The organism is Nocardioides cavernae (genome assembly GCF_013410035.1).
Lineage (GTDB): Bacteria > Actinomycetota > Actinomycetes > Propionibacteriales > Nocardioidaceae > Nocardioides > Nocardioides cavernae_A.
Window position 1 is genome coordinate 475,696 of the sequence record NZ_JACCBW010000001.1, and the last position, 23,519, is coordinate 499,214.

The 23,519-nt window shown below is 71.2% G+C and carries 20 protein-coding genes; 3 read left to right on the forward strand and 17 right to left on the reverse strand.

Going from position 1 to position 23,519, the window contains the following annotated elements:
- Window positions 1-33: 33 nt before the first annotated feature.
- The 17 genes from F4692_RS02340 to F4692_RS02420 form a co-directional block, all read right to left on the reverse strand.
- Window positions 34-1,215 (reverse strand): FAD-dependent oxidoreductase, encoded by a 1,182-nt coding sequence (locus F4692_RS02340; protein ID WP_179618022.1) that lies wholly within the window; start codon window positions 1,213-1,215, stop codon window positions 34-36.
- Window positions 1,216-1,277: 62 nt separating this feature from the next.
- Window positions 1,278-2,852: an MFS transporter gene (locus F4692_RS02345; protein ID WP_257029445.1), complete on the reverse strand. Its 1,575-nt coding sequence runs from the start codon at window positions 2,850-2,852 to the stop codon at window positions 1,278-1,280.
- The gene (locus F4692_RS02350; protein ID WP_179618023.1) at window positions 2,849-3,418 is read right to left on the reverse strand and encodes a TetR/AcrR family transcriptional regulator; all 570 of its coding nucleotides are present in this window, start codon (window positions 3,416-3,418) and stop codon (window positions 2,849-2,851) included. The genes F4692_RS02345 and F4692_RS02350 overlap by 4 nt, the downstream gene beginning before the upstream one ends.
- A gap of 89 nt (window positions 3,419-3,507) precedes the next feature.
- On the reverse strand, window positions 3,508-4,785 hold the full coding sequence (locus tag F4692_RS02355) for an MFS transporter (RefSeq protein WP_179618024.1): 1,278 nt from the start codon (window positions 4,783-4,785) through the stop codon (window positions 3,508-3,510).
- A gap of 77 nt (window positions 4,786-4,862) precedes the next feature.
- Window positions 4,863-6,125 carry a lactonase family protein gene (locus tag F4692_RS02360; RefSeq protein WP_179618025.1) on the reverse strand — a complete coding sequence of 421 codons (1,263 nt, stop codon included), beginning with the start codon at window positions 6,123-6,125 and terminating at the stop codon, window positions 4,863-4,865.
- Window positions 6,126-6,159: 34 nt separating this feature from the next.
- The gene (acnA, locus tag F4692_RS02365; RefSeq protein ID WP_179618026.1) at window positions 6,160-8,982 is read right to left on the reverse strand and encodes an aconitate hydratase; all 2,823 of its coding nucleotides are present in this window, start codon (window positions 8,980-8,982) and stop codon (window positions 6,160-6,162) included.
- Window positions 8,979-9,308, reverse strand: a complete 330-nt coding sequence (locus F4692_RS02370; protein ID WP_179618027.1) for a putative quinol monooxygenase — start codon at window positions 9,306-9,308, stop codon at window positions 8,979-8,981. The genes acnA and F4692_RS02370 overlap by 4 nt, the downstream gene beginning before the upstream one ends.
- Entirely contained in the window at window positions 9,308-10,375 is a 1,068-nt protein-coding gene (locus tag F4692_RS02375; RefSeq protein WP_179618028.1) for an Ldh family oxidoreductase, read from the reverse strand. The genes F4692_RS02370 and F4692_RS02375 overlap by 1 nt, the downstream gene beginning before the upstream one ends.
- A 59-nt stretch (window positions 10,376-10,434) precedes the next feature.
- Window positions 10,435-11,823: an aldehyde dehydrogenase family protein gene (locus F4692_RS02380; protein WP_179618029.1), complete on the reverse strand. Its 1,389-nt coding sequence runs from the start codon at window positions 11,821-11,823 to the stop codon at window positions 10,435-10,437.
- A gap of 27 nt (window positions 11,824-11,850) precedes the next feature.
- A complete protein-coding gene (locus F4692_RS02385; RefSeq protein ID WP_179618030.1) occupies window positions 11,851-12,282 on the reverse strand; it encodes a cupin domain-containing protein in 432 nt (143 codons plus the stop codon).
- Between the two features lie 30 nt (window positions 12,283-12,312).
- Window positions 12,313-12,951: a 3-oxo-tetronate 4-phosphate decarboxylase gene (gene otnC, locus F4692_RS02390; protein ID WP_179618031.1), complete on the reverse strand. Its 639-nt coding sequence runs from the start codon at window positions 12,949-12,951 to the stop codon at window positions 12,313-12,315.
- Entirely contained in the window at window positions 12,948-14,192 is a 1,245-nt protein-coding gene (gene otnK, locus F4692_RS21700) for a 3-oxo-tetronate kinase (RefSeq protein WP_179618032.1), read from the reverse strand. The genes otnC and otnK overlap by 4 nt, the downstream gene beginning before the upstream one ends.
- Entirely contained in the window at window positions 14,189-14,893 is a 705-nt protein-coding gene (locus F4692_RS02400; protein ID WP_179618033.1) for a hypothetical protein, read from the reverse strand. Before F4692_RS02400 ends, otnK begins: the two co-directional genes overlap by 4 nt.
- A 44-nt stretch (window positions 14,894-14,937) precedes the next feature.
- Complete coding sequence (locus F4692_RS02405) at window positions 14,938-16,032, reverse strand: isocitrate/isopropylmalate dehydrogenase family protein (protein ID WP_179618034.1); 1,095 nt, start codon at window positions 16,030-16,032, stop codon at window positions 14,938-14,940.
- Window positions 16,033-16,118: 86 nt separating this feature from the next.
- Window positions 16,119-17,243 (reverse strand): ABC transporter ATP-binding protein, encoded by a 1,125-nt coding sequence (locus F4692_RS02410; protein ID WP_179618035.1) that lies wholly within the window; start codon window positions 17,241-17,243, stop codon window positions 16,119-16,121.
- Window positions 17,236-19,005: an ABC transporter permease gene (locus tag F4692_RS02415; protein WP_179618036.1), complete on the reverse strand. Its 1,770-nt coding sequence runs from the start codon at window positions 19,003-19,005 to the stop codon at window positions 17,236-17,238. The genes F4692_RS02410 and F4692_RS02415 overlap by 8 nt, the downstream gene beginning before the upstream one ends.
- A gap of 96 nt (window positions 19,006-19,101) precedes the next feature.
- On the reverse strand, window positions 19,102-20,292 hold the full coding sequence (locus F4692_RS02420; RefSeq protein WP_179618037.1) for an ABC transporter substrate-binding protein: 1,191 nt from the start codon (window positions 20,290-20,292) through the stop codon (window positions 19,102-19,104).
- A gap of 287 nt (window positions 20,293-20,579) precedes the next feature.
- Here F4692_RS02420 and F4692_RS02425 point away from each other — a divergent pair, with 287 nt between their 5' ends.
- Genes F4692_RS02425 through F4692_RS02435 form a run of 3 tightly spaced genes read left to right on the forward strand, consistent with a single transcriptional unit; the run spans window position 20,580 to window position 23,202 of the window.
- A complete protein-coding gene (locus F4692_RS02425; protein ID WP_179618038.1) occupies window positions 20,580-21,278 on the forward strand; it encodes a GntR family transcriptional regulator in 699 nt (232 codons plus the stop codon).
- A 17-nt stretch (window positions 21,279-21,295) separates the two neighbouring features.
- A complete protein-coding gene (locus F4692_RS02430; RefSeq protein WP_179618039.1) occupies window positions 21,296-22,492 on the forward strand; it encodes an MFS transporter in 1,197 nt (398 codons plus the stop codon).
- Window positions 22,489-23,202: a transporter substrate-binding domain-containing protein gene (locus F4692_RS02435; protein WP_179618040.1), complete on the forward strand. Its 714-nt coding sequence runs from the start codon at window positions 22,489-22,491 to the stop codon at window positions 23,200-23,202. Before F4692_RS02430 ends, F4692_RS02435 begins: the two co-directional genes overlap by 4 nt.
- The last annotated feature ends 317 nt before the right edge of the window (window positions 23,203-23,519 follow it).

The window sequence follows — 23,519 nt, forward strand, 5'->3', positions numbered from 1 at the left end:
CAGCCCAGTGTCCCCCATCCCGATCGGCTGGGCTCAGGACGCGGTCACGGCGGCAGCGCCGACGGGCCTCGCACACAACGGAGTGCCCCCGACCCGCTGGCGTCCGACGCGCGTGGCGAGCGTCGGCACGCCGGAGACGGCTTCGCGGAGCCCGTGAGCGAGCGTGCGGCGACGCGTGACGTCCTGGGGCGTCGTCACATACTCAAGGATGCGGGACGTCGTGTTCTGGCCAGCGCGGATGAACGGCCGCACGTGGGTCTCGTAGGCGGCGAAGGCCCCATGGTGGTGGGACTGCGTCTGCAGCGAGTGCGCGAGCACCGACGCGTCCAGGAGCGACGCGTGGGCGCCGAGCCCGGACAACGGGTCGACGCAGTGCGCGGCGTCACCGATCAGGACGGCACGACCGGTCGACCACGTGGGCATCCTGACCTGGGTGAAGCGGCTGATGTACGGGTCGACGGTGGCAACGGCGTCGGCGACCTCGTCGAGGTCGTGGCCGAGCTCGCGCACGAGCTGCGCGCACCTCGCGGACAGGTCCCCGGGATCCTTGTGGGCGCCGTCCGGAAGCTCCATCGCCGCCAGCGCCAGGGTGGTGCGTGGGTCCGGGTAGGGATAGATCTGCCACGCGACGCCGTGGCGGCTGGCAACCACCGCCGTGTCGGCGGGCGTCCGGGCCCGGACCTTGAACCAGATGTGAGCGAGTCCGTTGCGGTAGAGGTAGGGCTGGTCGGGACCGAACATGAGGCGGCGGACCGTGGATCCGATGCCATCGGCGCCCACGACAAGGTCGTAGGACTCCCGGGAGCCGTCGTCGAAGGTGGCGGTGAGCCCCCAGGCGGTGTGGTCCAGCGCGGAGAGCCGCAAGCCGATCTTCATGATGGCGGTGCCGGGGATCATGTCCCGGACGCCCGCCACCAGCTCGTGACGCACGGCGAGTCGCATGTCACCGCTGGAGAAGTGGGTCCGCCTGACCCGGTTCTTCCCCCAGCGCATGGACACGCGGGGACTGGGAGCGCTGGACGACCTGACGAGGTCGTCGGCGCCCATCGTGGACATCATCGCCTGGGCGGTCTCGTCGAGCTGGAGGAGGAAGCTCTCCGGCACGCTCGCGGTGGGCTCGACGACGGTCACCTGCCAGCCGGTGCGGTCGAGGTGCCAGGCCGCGGCGCTGCCGGCCAGGCCGGCGCCGACGATCAGGACGGATCCGGGTCTCATGTGGTTTCTCCGTGAGTCAGGGGTCAGGGGTCGGGGGTCGTCCGGCAGGCGGCCGGGGCGGGTCAGTGGTGCTGCTGGGTGACGTCGACGTCGCGCGGGGTGAGGACGAAGACGAGCGCGGCGACGGCGAGGAGCGTGATGCCCCCGACCAGGCTGGTGACCTCGAGCGCGTGGGTGAACTCCACCGCCGCCGCCTGCGCGATCGCCGGCTGCCCGAGCTCGCCGGCGATCGCCACGGCGTTGCCGACCGACTCGCCCGCGGCGTCGGCCAGCTCGGGCGGGAGGCCGCCGAGCACGCGGTCGCCCTCGAGGCCCACGCGGTAGAGCAGGGCGGCGACGCTGCCGAGGATGGCGACGCCGAGGACGTTGCCGAAGTCGTAGGACACCTCCTCGATCGCGGCGGCGTTGCCGGCGCGGTCCTCGGGGGTGCCGGACATGATCATCGCCGAGCCCAGCGCCAGGGCGCCCGTACCGGCACCGACCATCACCAGCGCCACGAGGACCGTCGGGTAGTGCAGCTCACCGGGCGCCGCGAAGATGAGCACCATGCCGACCGCGGCGAGCGCGAGCGACCCGGCGAGGACGTTGCGGGCGCCGAGCCTGGCCGCCAGCCACGGTGAGACGCCGGCTGCGACGGCGCCCGCGAGCGCCGAGGGGACCAGTCGGACGCCGGCCTGGATCGGGCTGTAGCCCTCGACGAGCTGCATCCACTGCGCCAGGAGGAGCATGGCGGCGGCCAGGGCGAGGACGGCGCCGAGGGCAGCGACCACGCCTGCGGTGAACTGCGGGCGGGTGAACAGGCGCAGGTCGAGGAAGGGCCGGTCGCTGGCCAGGCACCGGCGGACGAACAGTGTCAGCAGCGCCAGGCCGACCGCGAGGGCGGCCCAGCTCTCCGGGACCAGCAGGCTCTGCTCCTTCGCGAAGTGCTTCAGCGACCAGATCAGCGCCACCATGCCAACGAGCGACTGCAGCGCCGCGACCACGTCCCACGCACCCGGACGGGCACTGCGGGCCTCGGGCAGCAGCAGGAGCGCGGCCACGAGTGCGGCGAGCATGAGCGGGACGTTGATGAGGAACGCTGAGCGCCACGAGAAGGCCTCGAGCAGGGCTCCACCCACGAGTGGGCCGATGGCGGCTCCGATGCCCGCGACCGAAGCCCACAGGGCGAGTGCGGTGGCCCGCTCCTTGGGGTCCTGGAAGACAGTGCGCAGCATCGACAGGGTCGTGGGCATGATCATCGCTGCGCCGAGTCCGAGCAGCGAACGGATCGCGATGACCGCCTCGGCGGAGTCCGCGAGGAGGGCGAGCGCGGAGGCGGTGCCGAACACCCCGTAGCCGGCGACGAGCATCTTCTTGCGGCCCCACCGGTCGCCGATGGCACTCACCGACACGAGCACGCCGGCGAGCACGAGGGAGTAGCTGTCGACGATCCACAGGAGCTGGTTCGACGACGGCCGCAGGTCCTCGGCGAGGTCGGGGATGGCGATGTTGAGGATGGTCAGGTCCATCACGATGACGAGCAGGCTGAGCGACAGCACTCCTGCTGCGGCCCACCGACGGGCTCGGGTCATCGAGCCCGCCTGGGGGGCGAGGTCCGGCGCCGGGCCGGGTGACGGGTGGCTGGACTGGGCGGTCATCGCGGGTCCTTCCGGTCGAGCTCGAACAGTGCCGCCAGGCCGCGCCGGAGCGTGTCGACCGGCGGGGCCTCACCCGTGAGGGCCGCCTGCCACGTGGCCCCGCCGATGAACATGACGACGCTGTCAGCCGCGCTGGTCCCCAGCGAGGGGGTGAGGACCTTCGCCAGGCCCTCGAACCAGCGGTCCGTCAGCGGTCGGAGCCTGGGGTCGAGCACTGCCGAGGCGGTCAGCATCGTGTCGGCGCGCACCAGGTGTGGGTCCGCGAGGTAGTCGTGCAGGCCCTGCGCCATCACGCCGACGGGATCGGCGGCGTCCTCCATCGCGAGGGCCATCTGCTCGACGTAGGCCTCGATGTCGCGCGAGAGATGCTCGAGCGCCGCTGCCCTGAGGTCGTCCAACGTCGCGAAGTACTGCGTCGTCGACCCCAGCGGCACCTCGGCACGGTAGGCGACCTTGCGGTGCGAAAGCCCCGCAGTGCCCACCTCCGTCACCAGCTCGGCCGCCGCCGTCACGATCTCCTGCCTGCGGCGCTCCGGGTCCCGGCGCCGTCGTCCGTCCTCGACCATCGAGCACTTCCTTTCTGTACCTGTGTACATGTACGACTGTACAGGAGCGGGCCGCGCCCGCCAAACGACGGCACACGGCGCTCAAAGCCTCAGCGCGACGGTGGTGCGGGCTGCGTCCCGGATAGGCCGCTCGCCCGGAGGAGGACGCGGTTGGAAGGCACGACGGCGAGGGTGGCCGCGATCATGAAGAGGCCGGCGACGACGAACATCCCTTCCACGCTCCACGCTGCGAGGAAGCCGCTCAGGGCCTGCGAGAAGGGGTCGAACGCCAGCGAGGCGAGCACCATCAGTGCGGAGACGCGGCCGAGCATGGAGCGCGTGGTCGCCATCTGGACCCAGGTGGCGTTGACGGCACCGGTCAGGCCGATCGCGGCACCCATGAGAGCAGCGATCGCGATGACCGCGAACACGTTCCCGGCGAGCCCGATAGCGATGAACCCGAGCCCGCTGAGCAGGTAGCTGGCGATCAGCAGCACACCGGGACGCGCGATGTCGTGCTTCCTGGCGGCGACGACCGCCCCCACGAGCGCGCCGACACCGAAGGCCACCATGATGGCCGAGTAGTAGAGCTCGGGGAGCTCGAGCGACTCCGACACCAGAAGCAGGAACCCGATGCTCGCCGGGCCGCTCACCGCCACGTTGGTCGCCACCAGCAGCAGGACGTTGGCCCGCACGACAGGCTGGGTCCATCCGTAGCGGAGACCGGCCCAGATGCGCTGGAGCTCGCTCTCACCCGACGGGCCGTTATCGGTGTGGAACGCCAGCCGCACCGTGCAGAACAAGAGGGCTGCCATGACGTAGAGACCGAGACCGACCGCCGTGGCGACCACCGGGCTGCCGACCTGGAGGACACCGCCGGCCATCAGCGAGCCCGCCATGAAGGTGGCCATCTCGGTGCCCTGGAGCAGGCTGTTGGCCTTGAGCAGCGCCGCGTCGGGCACCAGCCGCGGTACCGCGGACATCGAGGCGGGCGTGCTGAAGGCGTCGACGAACCCGAATAGCACTGCGACGACGAACAGCACCGGCAAGGACAGCGAGCCGGCGACGAGCTGCGCCAGGACCACGACCAGGCCGCCCGCCTGCGCGATATTGCCCGTGCGCAGGATGACCTGCGGCGACACCCGATCTGCGAGCGAGCCGCCCACGATCATGAAGATCAGGCGCGGGATGGCGTTGCTCATCAGCAGGGCACCCGCGTAGGCGGGACTCCCGGTCTGCTCGAGGGCCAGCCACGTCAAGAAGACGAAGAAGTAGTTGTCAGCGACCTTGGCGAACACGTCCGCGGCGAAGAAGCGCACGAAGTTGCCGTCCCGCAGGAGGTCCCGCGCCGTCGCGCTGCCCGCACCCCGTTCCGCACTCCCGCCCACGGGCGACTCCCCTCGACCTCGCGCACCCGGTCCAGCGGTGGTGTCCGGCGCTTCATGTACAAATGTACATCAACGGGTCACCCGCGCCAGGCGATGGTCGTCGGTGACGCGGTGCGCGCGACGACCCCCATGCGGCGCAGCACGCGGCCGCCGCCGTCGAGGCTGAACCCCACGACGGTGTCCGTGACCTCGTTGGCGACGAAGAGGCGGTGACCCGTGGGGTCGACGCCGAAGAAGCGGGGACGGATGCCTTCGGTGGACACCCAGCCGACGGGCTCCAGGTGACCGCTGCGACGCACCTCGAAGACCCCGATCGTGTCGGGGTCGGGTCCACCCGGGGTGTTGTCGCCGGCACCGCTGCGGTTGGACGCGTACACGTAGCGACCGGAGGGGGACACCGCGATCTCGGCCCCACGAGTGTCGCCGACGAAGGTGGGCGCGTGCGACGGCACGACCTGCGTGGCCTCGAGGGTACCGGCCGAGGAGTTCCAGTCGAACGTCGTGACGGTCGAGCGGAGCTCGTTGACGAGGTAGGCGTGGGGGCGGTGGGGATGGAACGCGATGTGGCGGGGTCCCTCGATCTCGCGGACCTGCGCCCAGCCCGGGTCGTTGAGCGAGAGGGCGCCGGTCGTCGCGTCCAGGGCGGCGACGAAGACGCGGTCCACACCACGGTCGGCGACGGCCAGCCACCGGCCCGTCGGGTCGAAGACGACGTGGTGGGGGTTAGGTCCCAGCTGCTGGGTCTTGTGCGGCCCCGGCGTGCCGGGGAGCTCCAGGGTGGAGGTCACGGCGCCCAGGCTGCCGTCGGCGTTGCGCGGGAGGACGAGCACGGCGCCCGGTGCGGTCAGGAACGCCACGACGAGCCAGCGGCCCGACGGGTCGATGGCGAGGTGGACCGGGTTGGGCCGCCCGCAGTCGACGGTGTCGAGGAGGCTCAGGGTTCCGCTGCGGGGGTCGACCGCGAACGCGCTGACCTTGGTCGAGTCGCCGTGCACGGCGTAGAGGAAGCGCTGGTCGTCGCTGAGGACGACGAAGGACGGGTTGACCGGCACCGCGTCGGCCGGGGTGGGGGTCGTCGGGTCGTTGTCGTCGGCGGTCACCGTCTGCAGCAGCTCCCACGGACCCCCGTGCCCGGCGGGGACCCGCCAGACCGTGATGCCGGCTCCGCGAGCATTGCGTTGGCGGGTCGTGCGCGACCCGACGTAGGCGATCAGGTCGCGGCGCGGATGCCGCGCACGGGGCACGGCAGCCGACGCGGTGGCAGCGGTGCCGGCGATGCCGGCACCGGCCGCGGCGGCGCCGACGAGGACGGAGCGTCGGGTGGATGACGGATGGGACATGGGGACTCCTCGGTCGCCCCGCGGACGGCTGGGTTCAGCCGGCCTCCGCGAGGATCCGCCTCAGGACGTAGGGCGTGATGCCGCCGTGGCGGACGTAAGCGGCATCGCGTTCGGTGTCCAGGCGCAACCGCGCCCGGAAGGAGGTGGTGGTGCCGTCGCCCGTCGCCGTGACCGTGACGCTCTCGGGACGCCGGCCGTCGCCGAGGTCGGCGAGCCCGTCGACGGCGTACGTCTCGTGGCCGGTCAGCCCGAGACTCCCTGCCGACTCGCCCGGCTCGAACTGGAGGGGCACGATCCCCATCCCGATGAGGTTGGACCGGTGGATCCGCTCGAACGACTCGGCCAGCACGGCGCGCACGCCGAGCAGGGCGGGGCCCTTGGCGGCCCAGTCGCGCGAGGATCCCGAGCCGTAGTCCTTGCCGCCGAGGACGAGCAGTGGCACGCCGGCCTGCCGGTAGGCCATGGCGGCGTCGTAGACGCTCTGCACCTCGCCGGTCAGCTGGTTGCGGGTGGATCCGCCCTCGACGCCGGGGACGAGCTGGTTGCGGAGCCGGACGTTGGCGAAGCAGCCGCGCATCATCACCTCGTGGTTGCCCCGGCGCGAGGCGTAGGTGTTGAGCTGGAACCGCTCGACGCCCAGGCCGGTCAGGTACTGCCCGGCCGGGGTGTGCACCGGGATGGCGCCGGCGGGTGAGACGTGATCGGTGGTGACGGAGTCGCCGAGCTTGACCAGCACGCGCGCCCCGGCGATGTCCTGCAACGGCGCGGGCTCGCGCGTCATGCCGTCGAGGTAGGGCGGGCGGCGCAGGTAGGTGGAGTCCTGGTCCCACGCGAAGGTGTCGCCGACCGGCGCGTCGAGGGCGGTCCACCGCTCGTCGCCGGTGAAGACGTCGGCGTACGCCCGCGTGAACATGTTGGCCTCGACGGTGGCGTCGATGACGTCCTGCACCTCGCGCGACGAGGGCCAGATGTCGGCGAGGCGCACCGGACGACCGTCGTGGTCGTGCCCGAGCGGGTCCCCCACCAGGTCGGTGTCCATCGTGCCTGCGAGGGCGTACGCCACGACCAACGGCGGCGAGGCGAGGTAGTTCATCCGCACGTCCGGGTTGATCCGGCCGTCGAAGTTGCGGTTGCCCGACAGCACCGAGACGACGCTGAGGTCGTGCTCGTGCACCGCCTCGGTGATCTCCGGGACGAGCGGTCCTGATGCGCCGATGCAGGTCATGCAGCCGTAGCCGGTGAGGTGGAAGCCGAGCTGCTCCAGGGCGGGCATCAGCCCGGCGTCCGTCAGGTAGTCGGTGACCACCTTCGACCCCGGGGACAGGCTGGTCTTGACCCACGGCTTGCTGCGCAGCCCCCGCTCGGCCGCTCGCTTCGCCAGGAGACCTGCGGCGACCATGACGGAGGGGTTCGAGGTGTTGGTGCACGACGTGATGGCGGCGATCGCGACGGCACCGTGGTCGACCGTGTGCCGCTCGTCGCCCAGGGTCACCGACACCTCGCGACGCGGCCTGTCGGGGAGCCGAGTGACGACGTGGTGCGACGGCGCGGGCTCCGGCTCGTCGTCGTCGATCGCCGGCGGGTCGCTGGCCGGGAACGACTCGGCCGACGCCTCGTCCGCCCGTGAGGTCACCCCGTCCTGGGCCGGCGACAGGCCGAGGACGTCGGGCAGCGCGCGGCGGAAGGACGGCTGGGCCTCGGTGAGCAGGACGCGGTCCTGGGGGCGTCGCGGTCCGGCCATCGACGGGACGACGGTGGCGAGGTCGAGCTCGACGGTCTCGGAGTACGCCGGCGCGTGGTCGGGGTCGAACCACAGGCCCTGGTGGCGGGCGTACGCCTCCACCAGCGCGACCCGCGTCTCGTCGCGGCCGGTGAACCGGAGGTAGCGGATGGTCTCGGCGTCGATCGGGAAGTAGGCGCAGGTGGAGCCGAACTCCGGGCTCATGTTGGCGATCGTGAGCCGGTCCGGGAGCGTGGTCGCCGAGACACCGGGGCCGTAGAACTCCACGAACTTCCCGACGACGCCGTGCTGCCGGAGCCGCTCGGTGATGGTGAGGACGAGGTCGGTCGCGGTGGCGCCCTCGGGCAGGTCGCCGTGGAGGCGGAACCCGACGACGCGCGGCAACCGCATCGACAGGGACTCCCCCAGCATCACGGCCTCGGCCTCGATCCCGCCGATGCCCCAGGCGAGCACTCCCATGCCGTTGACCATGGTGGTGTGCGAGTCGGTCCCCAGGCACACGTCCGGGAACAGCCACCCCTCCTCCGCCGTGACGACGCGCGAGAGGTACTCGGCGTTGATCTGGTGCATGATCCCGGTGCCGGGCGGGACCACGGCGAAGTCCCGGAGGGTCTCCTTGCCCCACTTGAGGAACCGGTAGCGCTCGGAGTTGCGGCTGTACTCGATCTCGACGTTGCGGGCGAACGCGTCCGAGCGGCCGAACACGTCGGCGATGACCGAGTGGTCGATGACGAGCTCGGCGGGGATCTGCGGGTTGACCAGTGCGGGGTCCTCCCCCAGCTCGACCATCGCGTGCCGCATCGCCGCGAGGTCGACGACGGTCGGCACGCCGTTGGTGTCGTGGAGGAAAGTGCGTGACGGGGACAGGTCGAGCGCCGCGTCGTGGTCGGGCTCGTGGCCCCCGGCCCAGTCGAGGAGCAGCTGGACCTGCTCGGCCGTCACCCGGTCCCCGTCCTCGTGGCGCAGCAGGTTCTCCAGGACGACCCGCAGGCTCCAGGGCAGCGCGTCGACGCCGAGACCGGCGAGGCTGTGGACCTGGTAGGTCAGACCGTCGACCTCCAGCTCTGCACGGGTGCGGAACGAGTCGCGGGAGCTGATCTGGCTGGGGCGGGTCATGCGGACACCTCTCCGGCAGTGATGTCGGCGGGGAACAACGGTGTGGCGAAGGTGTTGACATGGCCGCCGTCGACGACGCACCGGGCCGCCGCCTCACGCCACCGGGCGTAGTGCGGCGCCTCTCGGTGCGCGACCCGGAAGGCGTCCTCGTCGACGTAGACCTCGTGCAGGACGAACCGGGTCGGGTCGTCGACGCGACGATGCACGTCGAACCGCAGGCAGCCGGGCTCCTCGCGCAGGGATGCGCGGGAGTTGGCGCCGATCGCGTCGACGAACTCGTCGATGCGGTCGGGGTGGACGGTGAGGTCGACCAGGACGGTGAACATCAGCGGGCCGCCCGGTCGAGCATCGAGTCGTCGAGGTCGACGCCGCAGCCGGCACCGAGGTCGCGGAGGTCGGCGAGGGTCTTCTCCGGCAGCCGTACGCCGGCCGCGCGGCCGGTCGACTCCGCGCGGGCCTCGATCTCGCCCGGGTAGAAGATCTCGTCCACACCTGTCGCACGCGGGACCGACTTCGTCGACGCGATGAGGTCGTCGATGCGGTCGCCGAAGGATCCGTCGGGCAGGACGGCGTCGATGCGGAGCGCGACGACCAGGTGGCCGCACCCGGACCGCTGGTCGGGCACGTAGGGGCCGTTGACGTCGGTGGCGTAGCCGGACCCGGTGAGGACTCCGGACAGGACGTCCATCATGAACGAGATGCCGTAGCCCTTGTGGCCCCCCATCGGGGCGAGGAGGCCGTGGACGGCGACGTGCGGGTCGGTCGTGGGGACGCCGTCGGCGTCGAACGCCCACGTGTCGGGGATCTGCTCCCCCCGCTCGGCCGCCGCGTAGATCTTGCCGCGGGCGACGCCCGTGTTGGCGATGTCGAGGACGACGGGCGGGTTGCTGCCGCCCGGCGTGGCGACCGACCACGGGTTGGCGCCGACGGTCTTGACGGTGCCGCCCCAGGGCGCCATCGCGGGGCTGCCGTTGGTGGTGAGGATGCCGACGCACCCTGCCCGGGCCATTCGGCGGGTCCAGTAGGCGGCGGTGCCGAAGTGGTTGCTGTTGCGCACGGCCACGACGCCGACCCCGTGCTGCTCGGCGCGCGCGACGGCGACGGTGCACGCGCGGTCGGTGACGACCTGTCCGACCCCGTCGTGCCCGTCCAGCACGGCGACGGCTCCGGCGTCGACGACGAGCTCCTCACGGGTGACGGCCTGCATGGCGCCGGACCGCAGTCGGGCGACGTACCAGGGCAGGCGGAGCATGCCGTGCGACGGGTGCCCCCACAGGTCGGCGGTGACCAGGCTGTCGCTGACCAGGCGGGCGTCGTCGCTCGGCACGCCCAGCGACTCCAGCACGTTCGCGCCGAACTGGGTGAGGGCGCCTGGGTCAGCGGTGACGGTCACGGGTGAACCTCCGGTGGGGGATGGTGACGGGTGGTGGTCGGTTGCGGGTGGCCCGGCCGTCACGTGGACGACGACACGGACCAGTAGGAGCGCCTGTTGGCGAACTCGCGCAGCCCGGCGTCGGCCAGCTCACGGCCGTGGCCGCTGCGCTTGGTGCCGCCGAACGGCAGCCGCGCGTCGGAGGCGACCATGGCGTTGATGAACGCTGCTCCGGTCGTCACCTCGCGGGCGAACGCGCGGCCGCGGGCCGGGTCTCGGGTCCAGACGCTGAGCCCGAGACCGAAGTCCGTGGCATCGGCGAGGCGTACGGCGTCCGCCTCGTCCGCCGCGACGCTCACGGTGGCGACCGGTCCGAAGGTCTCCTCGTCGAACGCGACGACGCCCGGACCGTCGACGGCGAGCACGGTCGGCTGCACGTAGCAGCCGTCGCCCTCCACGGCCTCGCCGCCCGTGAGCAGGCGGGCGCCTCCAGCGACCGACTGCTCGACCTGGCGCAGGACGGCGTCGCGCAGGTCGGTGCGCGCCATGGGGCCCATCTGCGAGGCCGGATCGGTGGGATCCCCGACCCGGAGGGCCTGCACGCCCTCGACGAACAGCCGGGTGAACTCGTCCGCCACCGGCGCCTCGACGATGAACCGCTTGGCGCACACGCAGCTCTGGCCGGCATTGGTGAAGCGTGCCCGCACGGCCGTCGCCGCAGCCTCCGCCACGTCAGCGTCCGCGAGGACGACGAAGGCGTCGGAGCCGCCCAGCTCGAGCACGGCCTTCTTGACCGCCCGCCCGGCAGCGGCACCGACAGCCTCGCCGGCACGGTTGCTCCCGGTGAGGGTCACGGCGGCGATGCGGTCGTCGGCGATGAGCCGTTCGCAGACCTCCGGGACGCGATGCTCCTCGACCACGATGGTCGTGAAGACGCCGCGGGGCAGCCCCGCCTCCTCGAACGCGCGCTGGAGAGCGAGCGCGCTGCCGGTGACGTTGGGCGAGTGCTTGAGCAGGACGCCGTTCCCGGCCGTCACCGCGGGGATGGCGAAGCGCATGGCCTGCCAGAAGGGGAAGTTCCAGGGCATCACCGCGAGCAGGAGGCCCATCGGCTCGTGGGCGACCCATGCGTCAACCCCGTCGATCTCGACGTGCTCGTCGGCCAGGATGCGCTCCGCGTTCGCGGCGTAGAACTCCGCCGTGACCGCCGACTTCTCGATCTCGCTGGCCGCCTCGGACAGCACCTTGCCCATCTCCTGCGTGATGAGGCCGGCGTACTCGTCCTTCCGTGCGCGGAGGTGCTCCGCCAAGGTGCCCACCAGCGCGGCGCGATCGGCCACGGCTGCGCGGCCCCACGCGCGGGTGGCCTCGTGCGCGGCCTGCAGCAGGACGCCGAGGTCCTCGTCGGAGTGGGACTCGTAGGTCGCCAGGTCCTGACCGGTCGCAGGGTTGACGGTGATGATGGTCATGTCATGGTCCTCAGGTGGCAGTGGTCGTCAGCTCGTGGACTGGCCGCCGCGGTCGCTCTCCGACAGGTGCTCGAAGGTCTCGCCGGTGGCGGTGATGGTCCGGGTGACGTCCCGTCCCCCGTAGACCCAGTAGATGCGCATCAGCGAGTCGCCTCGGTTGAGGAAGCGGTGCGGCACGCCGGCCGGCACCCACGTCGCGTCCCCGGCGACGAGGTCGAACCGCTCGTCACCGATCTCGGCTGTCGCCAGCCCCTCGAGGATGAGCACGGACTCCTCCACGTTGTGGCTGTGCAGGGGCAGGCCCGTCCCGACCTGGAAGCTGGTCTGGCCGGTGGTGACCCGGTTGGTCTCGCAGTTCCACCGGCCCACGTACGGGATTGTGGTGACGCCGTTGCCGCGGTCGAACGGCTCCACCTCGTCCGGGCGGATCAGCAGGTTCGGGGGGGTCGGCTCGGTCATCGGGTCAGTCCTTCTCTCGTGCGACGGCGGTCATGTGGCGTACCTGGCTCTCAGGTCCGCGACGTGCTCTGGCGACAGGGGTCTGGTCGCGTGGCCCCTCAGCAGGAGGAAGAGCCGTGCGGTCTCCTCGAGCTCCTCGGCGGCGTCGGCCGCGGACGCGAGGTCGCTGCCCGCCACGACGGACCCGTGATTGGCGACGAGGAAGCTGCTGTGGTCGAGCGCCGTCTGCTCGGCGAGCGTCTCCAACGACGTGTCGCCCGGCGCGTGGTACGGCAGCAGGGGCAGCCGGCCGACACGCATGACGTAGTACGCCGTGAGCGGCGGCAGGACGTCGGCCGGGTCGACGTCGGCGAGGCACGAGATCGCGACGGCGTGCGTCGAGTGCAGGTGGACGACGGCGCCGGCGGTGGGCCGGGACCGGTAGACCGCTGCGTGGAGGAACGCCTCCTTCGACGGCTTCGCGCCGTCGACGTGCCGACCGCTCGAGTCGATCACCGAGAGCGCGTCGGCGTCGAGGGCGCCCAGGCTGACGCCGGTGGGCGTGAGGAGGATGCGGTCGTCGCCGACCCTGGCGCTGAGGTTGCCCGTGCGGCCGAAGGTGAGGGAGCGCGCGAACAACGACGCCCCCAGTGCCACGACCTGCTCGGCGACCTCCCGCTCCGGGCTCATGCCGTGCCCCCCGCCGCGCGCACGAGCAGGTCCTCGGACCCGAAGTTGCCGGACTTCAGGAGCAGGGCGACGCCGTCGCCCGTGAGGCACCACGGGACGCCGCGGTCGGCTTCACGGTCGACCATGACGCTGCGGACGCCGAGGGCCTGGACGACTGCGCCGGAGGTCTCGCCGCCGGCCACCACGACGCGTCGTGCGCCCTGGTCGACGGCCGTGCGGGCGAGGTCGCCCAAGGTGCGCTCGAGGTGGTCGGCGGTGTCGGGCCCCATGGCCGTGCGTGCGCGCTCCCGGTCCTCGGGACCCGCCGACGAGTAGACGAGCACCGGCCCGCGGTCGAGGTGCTCGACCAGCCAGTTGGTGGCCTCGCGGCGCATCTGGCCGGGGTCGGGCGTGGCGGAGGGGTCCAGGCGGTACGCCGGCATGACCTCCGCCGCTCTGGCCACCTGGGCCAGCGTGGCCGCCGAGCAGGACCCGGCGAGGACGACGGCCGCTCCGTCCGGAAGCGACGTGCCGGGGGCGGCGGTGCCGGCCTCGGAGGCGATCAGCGAGCCGAGCGCGCCGGCGAGCCCGGCACCACCGGTGAGCAGGCGCAGGCCCGCGGTCGCCTCGGCGATCACGCGCAGGTCCGAGTCGTCGATCGCGTCGGTGACGACGTGACGTACGCCCACCGTCGCAAGCTCCTCGAGCGCCCTCCGCGTGGCGTCCACCCCGTCGCGCACCGCAGGGAGGGCGAGCAGTCCCACAGCACCCTGGGTCTGGCGGCCCAGGACGGCGACAATGTCGGAGTCGGTCATCGGGGTCAGCGGGTGGTGTCGCATGCTCGACTCGCTGAGCAGCTGGTCGTGCACGAAGAGGTGCCCGCGGTACATCGTGCGTCCGTGCTCCGGCGACGCGGGGCACATGACCGTGCTCGTCTCCTGGAGGCTGCGCAGCATGGCGTCGGCCACCGGCCCGATGTTGCCGTCGTCGGTGGAGTCGAAGGTCGAGCAGTACTTGAAGTAGACCTTCTCCACCTCCTTGGTCACGAGCCAGGCCAGCGCGTCCATCGACTGACGCACCGCCTCCGTGCGCGGGACGGTCCTCGTCTTGAGCGCGATGACCACGGCGTCGCACCTCGGCAGCTCGGTGCCGACCTCGGGCACGTCGAAGAGCAGCGCGACGTCGAGGCCGGTGCGGCGCAGCGCGGCCGCGACGTCCGAGCCGCCGGTGAAGTCGTCGGCGATGCAGCCGATGCGGATCACGGCTGATCGCCGACCTCTCCACCGGCGCCGTTGACGAGGCCGGAGACCTTGTCCGCGGCCAGGTGCGCGGGGCTGAGCACCGGGACGGTGATCCGCGCCTGCTGCATCGCCACCGTGATCGCGTCGAGGGCCGGTGACATGGAGTACTGGGCCAGCACGACGACGTCGACGGTCGGCGCGAGCGACACCGCGGCCTCCGCCAGGGCGCGTAATGCGCCGTCGCGGTCGCCGGCGGCGGTCGCCCGGGCGGCGTCGTCGACGACGACGGACGTCACCGACGAGTGCAGCCCGCCCGAGCGGAGGACGGTCCCGAGGCGCGCGACGGTGTCGTCGGCCGAGGACGAGGCGGTGGCCAGCACACCGACCGTGGCAGGGGCGAGACCCACCACCCGGTCGAACATGGCCTGGTCGGCGGCCACCACGGGCACGTCCCCGTCCTTCGCCGCGGCGACGGGTCCGTACATCGAGCAGGCGAGCTGGACCGCGTCCGCGCCCGTCGTGAGGGCGTAGTCGATCAGCGAGGCCATCCGCCCGTGGAGCTCGTCGGTCAGCCCGCCGGCCTCGTTGGCCTCACGGACCAGCCTGTCGTCGAGCAGGTGCCACAGCTCGACGTCGGGTGACGTCTCGGCGAAGGCGGCCTTGACCGGCTCCATGGAGGCAGCTGTGGCGTGGATGACGGCGACGACCGGTGAGTGGGACATGACTCCTGGTTCCTTCGATGGGCTCGACGGGGATCCGGCGCGGATCACCCGGCCTTCCGGATCTCCTCGACCACCGCCGCGGTGAACTCGCTGCACGACGCCGAACCGCCGAGGTCGCGGGTGGACACGCCGTTGCGGACGGTCGCGGCGACGGCGTCCTCGATCGCGCGGGCCGCCAGCGTGAGCCGGGGGTCCTCGTGGCGCGAGGCGAGCCACTCCAGCAGCATCCCCGAGGACAGGTTCATCGCGATCGGGTTGGCGAGGTCCCGGCCGGCGATGTCCGGTGCGGAGCCGTGAGCGGCCTGGGCCATCGCGTGGGTGTCGGAGGAGTTCACCGAGGGGGCGATGCCCAGGGAGCCGGCGATCTCGCCGGCGAGGTCGGACAGGATGTCGCCGAACATGTTCTCGGTCACGATCACGTCGAACTCGTCGGCCCGGCGGACCAGGTGCACCGTCATCGCGTCGATGTGGAAGTCGTCGACCTCGATGTCGGGGTACTGCTGGCCGACCTCGCGGCACACGTCGCGGAACAGGCCGGTGGTCATCTTCAGCACGTTGGCCTTGTGCACGATCGTGACCTTCTTCCGGCGCTGTCCGGCGAGGCGGAACGCCGAGTGGGCGATGCGTTCGGTCGCGGCACGCGTGATGATCCCGTGCATGATCGCGACGTCGGCGGTCGGCATCATCTCGCCGGTGCCCGCGAAGGTGTTGCGGTCGGCGTAGAAGCCCTCGGTGTTCTCGCGGGCGATGACCAGGTCCGTCCCCTCGACGACGGCGTTGCCACCCTCGAACGCCTTGGCGGGACGGATGTTGGCGTAGAGCCCGAAGTGCTTGCGGATCGTGCCGCTGGGGTTGAGCTGGCTCTTGTACGGCTCGGGGTAGGCCGCGCTGTCGTGCGGACCGAGCAGCCACCCGTCGAGGTCGTCGAGCGCCTTCAGCGTGGACTCCGGCGTGTGCGAGCCGTGCTCGTCGATGGCGCTCGCGCCCAGCGGCAGCTCGTGCCACTCGATCGGCTCGACGCCGACGGCCGTGACGGCCGCGTCGACCATGGCCACGGAGGACGGGACGATCTCGGGGCCGATGCCGTCGCCCAGGAGGACGCCGAGGCGGTAGGTGCGGTCGGGCTGGGTGGTGGTCACGATCGTGGCCTTTCGGTACGTGCGGACCGGGTGGGTCCGGATGCAGGGAGACGTGGCGGAGGTGGCAGGCGAGGGCGAGGTGGCGGTCAGGAGACGGTGAGGAGGTCGCGCTCCTCGGCGCTCAGCTCGACCTTCTCGGCGTAGAGCAGGGCGCCAGCGGGCTCGAAGACGAGCTGCACGCGGCCGGAGAGGCCGGGACGCTGGCTCTCGACCTGCACCACCTGGTGGCCGAGGCGGACGTCGTACTCGTAGTGGGATCCGACGTAGGACGAGGTGAGCACCTCGGTGTCGAGGCGGTTGGTGCCGGCGACCTCGGAGCCGGCAGGGACGACCTCGAGCCGTTCGGGGCGGATGGCGACCGTGACGCCCTGTCCGGGCGCGACGTCGAGGTCGGCATCGACGTGGACGGCCTCGCCGTTGGCCTCGAGCCGGACCGTGTGGACGTTCCCGGACGACTGCTCGACCTTGCCCTGGAAGAAGTTGCAGCGCCCCACGAACGCGGCGACCTCGGGGGTGGCGGGACGCTCATAGATGCTGTGCGGGTCGGCGACCTGCATCATGTGGCCACCCGACATGACGGCGATGCGGTCGCTCAGGGCGAGGGCCTCGTCCTGGTCGTGGGTCACGTAGACGGTGGTGATGCCGAGGTCGGTCTGCAGCCGCTTGAGCCACGCACGGGCCTGCTCGCGGAGCTTGGCGTCCAGGTTCGACAGCGGCTCGTCCAGCAGCAGCATCGTGGGCGAGTAGACGAGTGCGCGGGCCAGGGCGACGCGCTGCTGCTGTCCGCCCGAGAGCTGGTGGGGGTAGCGACCGCTCAGGTCGGCGAGGCCGACCTTGTCGAGCGCGTCGTGGATGAGGGTCTTCTGCTGCGCCTTGTCGACCTTGCGGATGTTGAGCGGCAGGGCGAGGTTCTTCGCGATGGTCATGTGCGGCCACAGGGCGTAGGACTGGAAGACCATGCCGAGGTTGCGCTCCTCGGGCTGCAGGAAGACGCCCTTCTCCTGGTCGACGAACGTCGTGCCGTCGACGGTGATCGAGCCACCGGTCGGGCGCTCGAGACCGGCGATGCAGTTGAGGGTGGTCGACTTCCCGCAGCCGCTGGGGCCGAGGAGGGTGAAGAACTCGCCGTCCTCGATGGTGAAGGTGTTGTCGTGCAGGACGGTGTTGTCGCCGAACTGCTTCTTGAGGTTCTTGACGGCGAGCTCAGGCATGGTGCTTTCCCTTCATCAGCAGCCCGGCGAGGGCCACGAAGACGGCGGTGATGATGATCTGGATGGAGGCGAGTGCGGCGACCGAGCCGGTGCGGCCCTGCGCCCAGAGCTCGAGCATGGTCGTGCCGAGGATGTTGGAGTCGGCGGAGCTGAGGAACACCGCGGGCGAGTACTCCTTCAGCATGATCACGAAGGTGAGGACGAGGGCGCCCGCGAAGGCGGGGGTGACCAGCACGCGCAGGACTCGGAAGAACGTCATGAGCCAGTCGGCGCCGGACACGCGGGCCGCGTTGTCGAGCTCCTGGCCGATCTGCATGATCGACGGGGCGACCGAGCCGAACGCGCTCGGCAGCGCCCGTAGGCCGAAGGCGATGATGAGTGCCCCGAGCGTCCCCTGGAGCAGCGTGCCGGACCCGAAGGGAGCGAACGCGAAGGCCCAGAAGAAGCCGATGCCGATGATGATGCCGGGCACCGACTGCGGGATGAGGGCGAGGTACTCCACTGCACGGCCGAACCGGAAGGTGGAACGTCGGGCGACCATCACGGCCATCACCGCGAGGCTGCTGACCAGCACCGAGCCGACGCCGGCCACGATCAGGCTGTTGACGATCGACTGCCGGTAGGACTCGAACTGGAAGACCGTCTCGTAGTTCTTCATCGTCAGGAAGTCGAACGGGTTGCGCAGCGGCGTGAAGATCAGCGTGAACGACCGGAACACCAGGCCGAGGATCGGGATCAGCGCGCCGAAGACGACGTAGAAGGCGATGAACCCGACGCTGACGTACTTGACCCACCCGAGCTCGAGCTTGCGGGGACGGGTCGCCTTGCCGCGGACCGAGACGAAGCGGGCGGCGTCCTTGAGGAGCTTGGCCTGCAGGGCGACCAGGCTGATCGTGACGAGCAGGATGACGACCGACGCCGCACCCAGGACCGTGTAGTCCGGGTCGACCGACTGCAGGCCGTTCTTGTAGAGGAAGGTCGAGAAGACGCTGATGCCGACGGGCTGGCCGTAGAGGAGCGGGACCGACAGCGTCTCGACCGACATGGAGAAGATCAGGATCGAGCTGTAGACGACCGGCGGACGCAGCATCGGGACGATGACCTGGAACAGGATGCGGACCGGGCCGGCCCCGCAGACCTGCGCGGCCGACTCCAGGGAGGCGTCGGACTGCCGCAGGGCGTTGGCGCAGAAGACGTACGCGATGGGGGCGAGCGCGACGGCCTCGGTGACGGCCATGCCGGGGATCGAGTAGAGGTTCCACGGCACGCCACCGAAGGCCTGCTCGAACTGGACGCTGATGAACCCGGCGGGGCCGTACATCAGGATCCAGCCAAAGCCGAGGATCAGCGAGGAGATGAAGAACGGCCACTGCATCGCCAGGGCGACGAGGCGGCCCCCGGGGAGGCGGGTCCGCACGACGACGACGGCCATCGGGACGGCGATCACGATGCTGAGCACCGTGGTCAGCGCCGCGAAGAGCAACGTGTTCCAGATGACCTCACCGAACCCGGAGTCGGTGAACAGGGCGCGGTAGCCCTCGAGGGTGAGGACGCCCCCGTCCTCGTAGAGCGGGCGGTCGATCACGCTCTGGATGAGCGTGGGGACGACCGGAGCGAGCACGAGGATCGCCAGGACCGCCAGGACGCCGTACATGGTGAGCTGGTCGCGGCCGATGCCGAGGGGCCGGCGGTAGCGCGGTGTCCTGAACTCGGGCGGCTGGTCGTGTGACGCCGGGGGCGGCGTCTCGGTCAGGGTTGCCATGCGTGGTGCTCCGATCGTTCCGTCACTGGCGGGAACAGGTGGACTCGGTGGGGGGACCGGGTGGACGTGAGGCGGGGCGGCGGGTCGGTCGACCCGTCACTCCTCCTCGGGGGCGGGCTCGACGTAGGTGTAGAACTTGTCGAGCCACGAGGTGACCTCGTCATCCGGGACGGACTCGTACGGCGCGAAGAGGACCTTGTCCTCGCCGACGGCGTCGACGACCTCCTGGTAGGTGTGCAGGCCAGGACCCTCGACGCCCTCGCGGTAGGACGACAGTCCGCCCTCGGCCACGGCGAACTGGCCCTCCTCGGAGAGGAGGAAGTCGACGAAGAGCTTCGAGGTGGCCGGGTGCGGCGCGTCGGCGGCGATGCCGATGCCGCGCGGCAGGATGGTGGTCCCGTCCTCGGGGTAGACGACCTCGACCAGGCCCTGGCTGTCGTCGACGACCGGGAACGCCGGTCCCCCGCTCACGAAGAAGCCGGCCAGGTACTCACCAGCGAGGATCTTCTCCATCTGCGTGCCGGACGAGGTCTCCGCACGGGTGAACGGAAGGACGCGCTCGAGGTCGGCCCAGCCGTCGGGGTTGTTCTCGGTGAAGTTGCGGGTGACCGTGAAGCCGAAGCTCGACTCGGGGTCGCGCACCGTGATCTTGTCCTGCAGGACGTCCTTGTTGGCCTCGGCGATGTCGGCCAGGCTGGCGATGCCGGTGGGCGCCTCGGGCATGAGCTCGGTGTTGTAGGCGATCGTCTGCGGGTCGGTCGACATCGCGTACACGTTCGGCAGGAGCGTCGCGAAGTCGGGGAGCTCGCCGAGCTCGGGAGACTCGTACGACTGCAGGGTGCCGTCGCGCTCGGCGAAGTCGGCCCAGGCGACCGCCGCGTTCGATACGACGAGGTCGACGGGCGAGGAACCCGTCGCCTGCTCGGCCAGGACGCGCTGGAAGACCTCGTCGCTGTCGAGGTCGTTAGCAGAGACCTTCTCGATCCAGGGGAACTTCTTCTGGAAGTCGCGGAAGATCGGCGCCCAGTTCTCCTCCGAGGTGTTGGAGTAGATCGTCAGCTCACCGCCCTCGTCCTTCGACGCCTCGATGACGTCCGTGGCGTAGGAGTCGGGGTAGTAGTCCGGCACCTCCTCGACGGAGATCTTGTTCTCGTTCGGCTGCTCGGCGGTCTCGCCACCGTCGCCGCAGGCGACGAGGGAGGCCATGGCGAACGCGCCGACGGCGGCCAGGGCGATGCGCTGACGCACCGGCGATCGGGTCCCGAGCCTGGACGTGGATGACTTCATGGAGTCCGCTCCTTGAGTGACGGATGCAGTGGTGTGACGACGACCACTGTGCTCGTTATAACCTGTAACCGTCAAGGGATCCGCACGAAGTTTCTCCGCCGGGCTCGCAACCGGGACTATCCAGGTGCCTATCAGCACGCTTCTGAGCAGGACTTTTACCGCACGACAGAATCGCCGCGGGGGGTTGGCTCGCATCCGGCATGCGCGACGCGCAGGTGCGACACAGGGGTGACACATACACGGTCGCTCGGCTACGTTTATAGCGATACCGACCGAGGAGAGATGCGATGACGGAGCCCGCCGGGGTCTACGCCACCAAGAGCGACTACGCCTACATGCGACTGCGCGACGGCATCCTGTCCGGTGAGTTCGAGCCGGGGACCGTCCTGCACCAGGCGACCCTCGCCAAGACGATCGGCATCAGCACCACGCCCCTGCGTGAGGCGATGCGGCGGTTGATGACCGAGGGACTCGTCGAGCTCGACGCGCACCGGGACGCCCGTGTGTCCGCGCTGACCGGCGAGGAGGCTCGCGACCTGCTGGAGGTGCGCCGCTCGCTCGACCCCCTCGCTGCGTCCCTGGCGGCGCAGCGCCGCACCAAGGACGACATCAAGGCGATGCGCGAGGCGGCCGCATCGTTGCACGCCCTGCCCAACCAGCCCAGCGTCGTCGACCTCGTGGCGCACCGACGCTTCCACGCCGCGGTCTACACGGCCTCGCACAACGACCTGCTGATCTCCACGCTGGACGCCCTCTGGGACAAGGCCGACCGCTACCGCCGCCTCGGACTCCAGGAAGAGCGCGAGCAGGGCGAGCGCGACCAGAAGGAGCGCGAGCACGCCGAGCTCCTCGACGCCGTCGTCCGGGGCGACAGCGACGGCGCGGCGGCGGTGATGCTGCAGCACATCGCCACCAGCCTGGGCGCGAAGGCGGTCAACCGCCTCGGGGCGGACCACGACGCGCCTCACCTGACCAGCCTCAGCTGACCGCACCACGCTCCCCCGTGTCGTCCTCACCCACCCGCGCGTGGCTGCCGTGGTTCTACGGACACACGTTCCTCATCCAGGCAATCACCTTCGTCCTGCGCCCGACCGCGATCTACCGGGCGCTCGAGCTCGACGTCCCCGCGCACTGGCTCGGCGCCCTCGGCGCGAGCTTCGCCATCGTCCCCCTCCTCCTCGCCGTGCCCAGCGGCCACGCCGCCGACCGGTTCGGTGAGCGACGGGTCATGCTCGTCGGGGCATGGCTGACGGTCGCCGCGGCGGCCGCCTTCGTGCTGGTCGGCGGCCACGTGTGGGGGTTGCTCGTCGCGAGCGTGCTGCTGGGCGTCGCCCACCTCGGCGCCGTCGTCGGGCAGCAGGCGCTGGTGGCCAACCGCACCGACCGGTCGCGTTACGACACGGCCTTCGGGCACTACACGTTCGCCGCGTCGGCTGGCCAGGCGCTCGGCCCGTTCCTCATCGTCCTCCTCGGCGGGCGGCAGGCCATCCCTCGCACCGACGCGATCTTCGCGAGCGTGCTGGCCATGAGCGTCGTGCTCCTGCTGCTCGCGCTCCTGCTGCCCCGGTTCGCTCAGTCCCCGCAGGGCCGCGCCGCGGCCTCGGACGGCTCCGTACGGTCCCTGCTTCGGCGCCCCGGCACCGTGCGGGCACTCATCGTCAGCTGCATCGTGCTCGCCGCAGTCGACATCAGCCTGGTCTACCTGCCCGTGCTCGGGAGTGAGCGCGACATCCCCGCCGGCACCATCGGCGCCCTGCTCGCATGTCGGGCACTCGCCTCCATGGTCTCCCGGTTCTTCCTGGGACGGCTGACGGCGATGGTCGGGCGTGGCCGTCTGCTGACGGGCAGCGTGGCGGTCTCGGCCGTCGGGCTGGCGCTCGTCGCCGTGCCGATGCCGACCTGGTCGCTGTTCGTGGTGGTGGGCATCGCCGGCCTCGGCCTGGGGGCCGGGCAACCCCTGACCATGTCGTGGCTTGCCGAGTCCACGCCGCCCGGGTTGCGCGGGCGCGCGATGTCCCTGAGGCTCACCGGCAACCGGCTGGGCCAGGTGCTGGTCCCGTCCGCAGCCGGTCTCGTCGCCGCCAGCTCGGGGGCGGCCGGGGTGCTGTGGCTCACCGCAGGGGGGCTCGTCCTCGCCGGCATCAGCTCGCGTTCCATCCCGACCCTCCCGCCACCCCCTGACCCCAGGAGCTCCGCATGACCGTTCCCGCCCCGCCCACCGCCTCCGTCGCGCCGGCCGGCACCCTCCGCGTCGTCATCAACCTCGGCAACCCCGTGCTCGCCCAGGGCACGGCCGAGGAGCCCCGCGGCGTCACCGTGGCCATCGCCCGCGAGGTCGCCCGGTGGCTCGGCGTGCCGCTCGAGCTCGAGTGCGTCGACGCCGCGCGCGAGGCGTACGCCGCGATCACCGAGGGCCGCGTCGACCTCTGCTTCCTGGCCAACGAGCCGGCCCGCGAGGAGGGCGTGGCGTTCACCGCGCCCTACGTGCTGATCGAGGGCGTCTACGTCACCGAGGGGGACTCCCCCCTCACGTCCTCGGACGAGGTGGACCGCGACGGCGTCCGCGTCGGCGTCCGGACGGGCTCGGCCTACGACCTCTACCTCACCCGGACCCTCCAGCACGCCGAGCTCGTCCGCGCGTCCGAGGCCACCGACGTGTTCGAGGAGGAGCACCTCGACGCTGCTGCCGGGGTGCGGCAGCCGATGGAGGACTACGTGGCCGGGACCGAGAGGCGCATCCTCGAGCCGGCGTTCATGGAGATCCGCCAGTCCGTGGGCCTGCCGCGCGCGCTCGACCCCGCCGCCGTCGCCGCCGTCGCCGCCTTCGTCGAGCACCTCAAGGCCACCGGCTTCGTCCGCGACGAGCTCGCGCGCAGCGGCGTGGACGCCACGGTGGCGCCGCCCGCTTGACCGTCCGTCGCGTCACTCGAAGAGCGCGCCCGGGTCAGCGCCGAGAGCATCGGCAAGCCCTCGGAATGCTGCTCGCCCTGGGATCCAGCTGACCCCGCTCGAGGCTTGCTGATGTTGACCCGGTGCAGGTTCGACGCCGCAGCAAGCTGCACCTGGCTGAGTCCTTTTCGCTGCCTGATCTCCCGCACCCGCGAGCCCATGCCGGCTGTCTCGACCTGCACCTCATCATCCGCACGCACGACTTCGTCATCGCGGCACGGGGGCTCAGACTGATGCGCTAGCCCTGCCCGACGTTCTGCACCCATCACCCAGAGGTC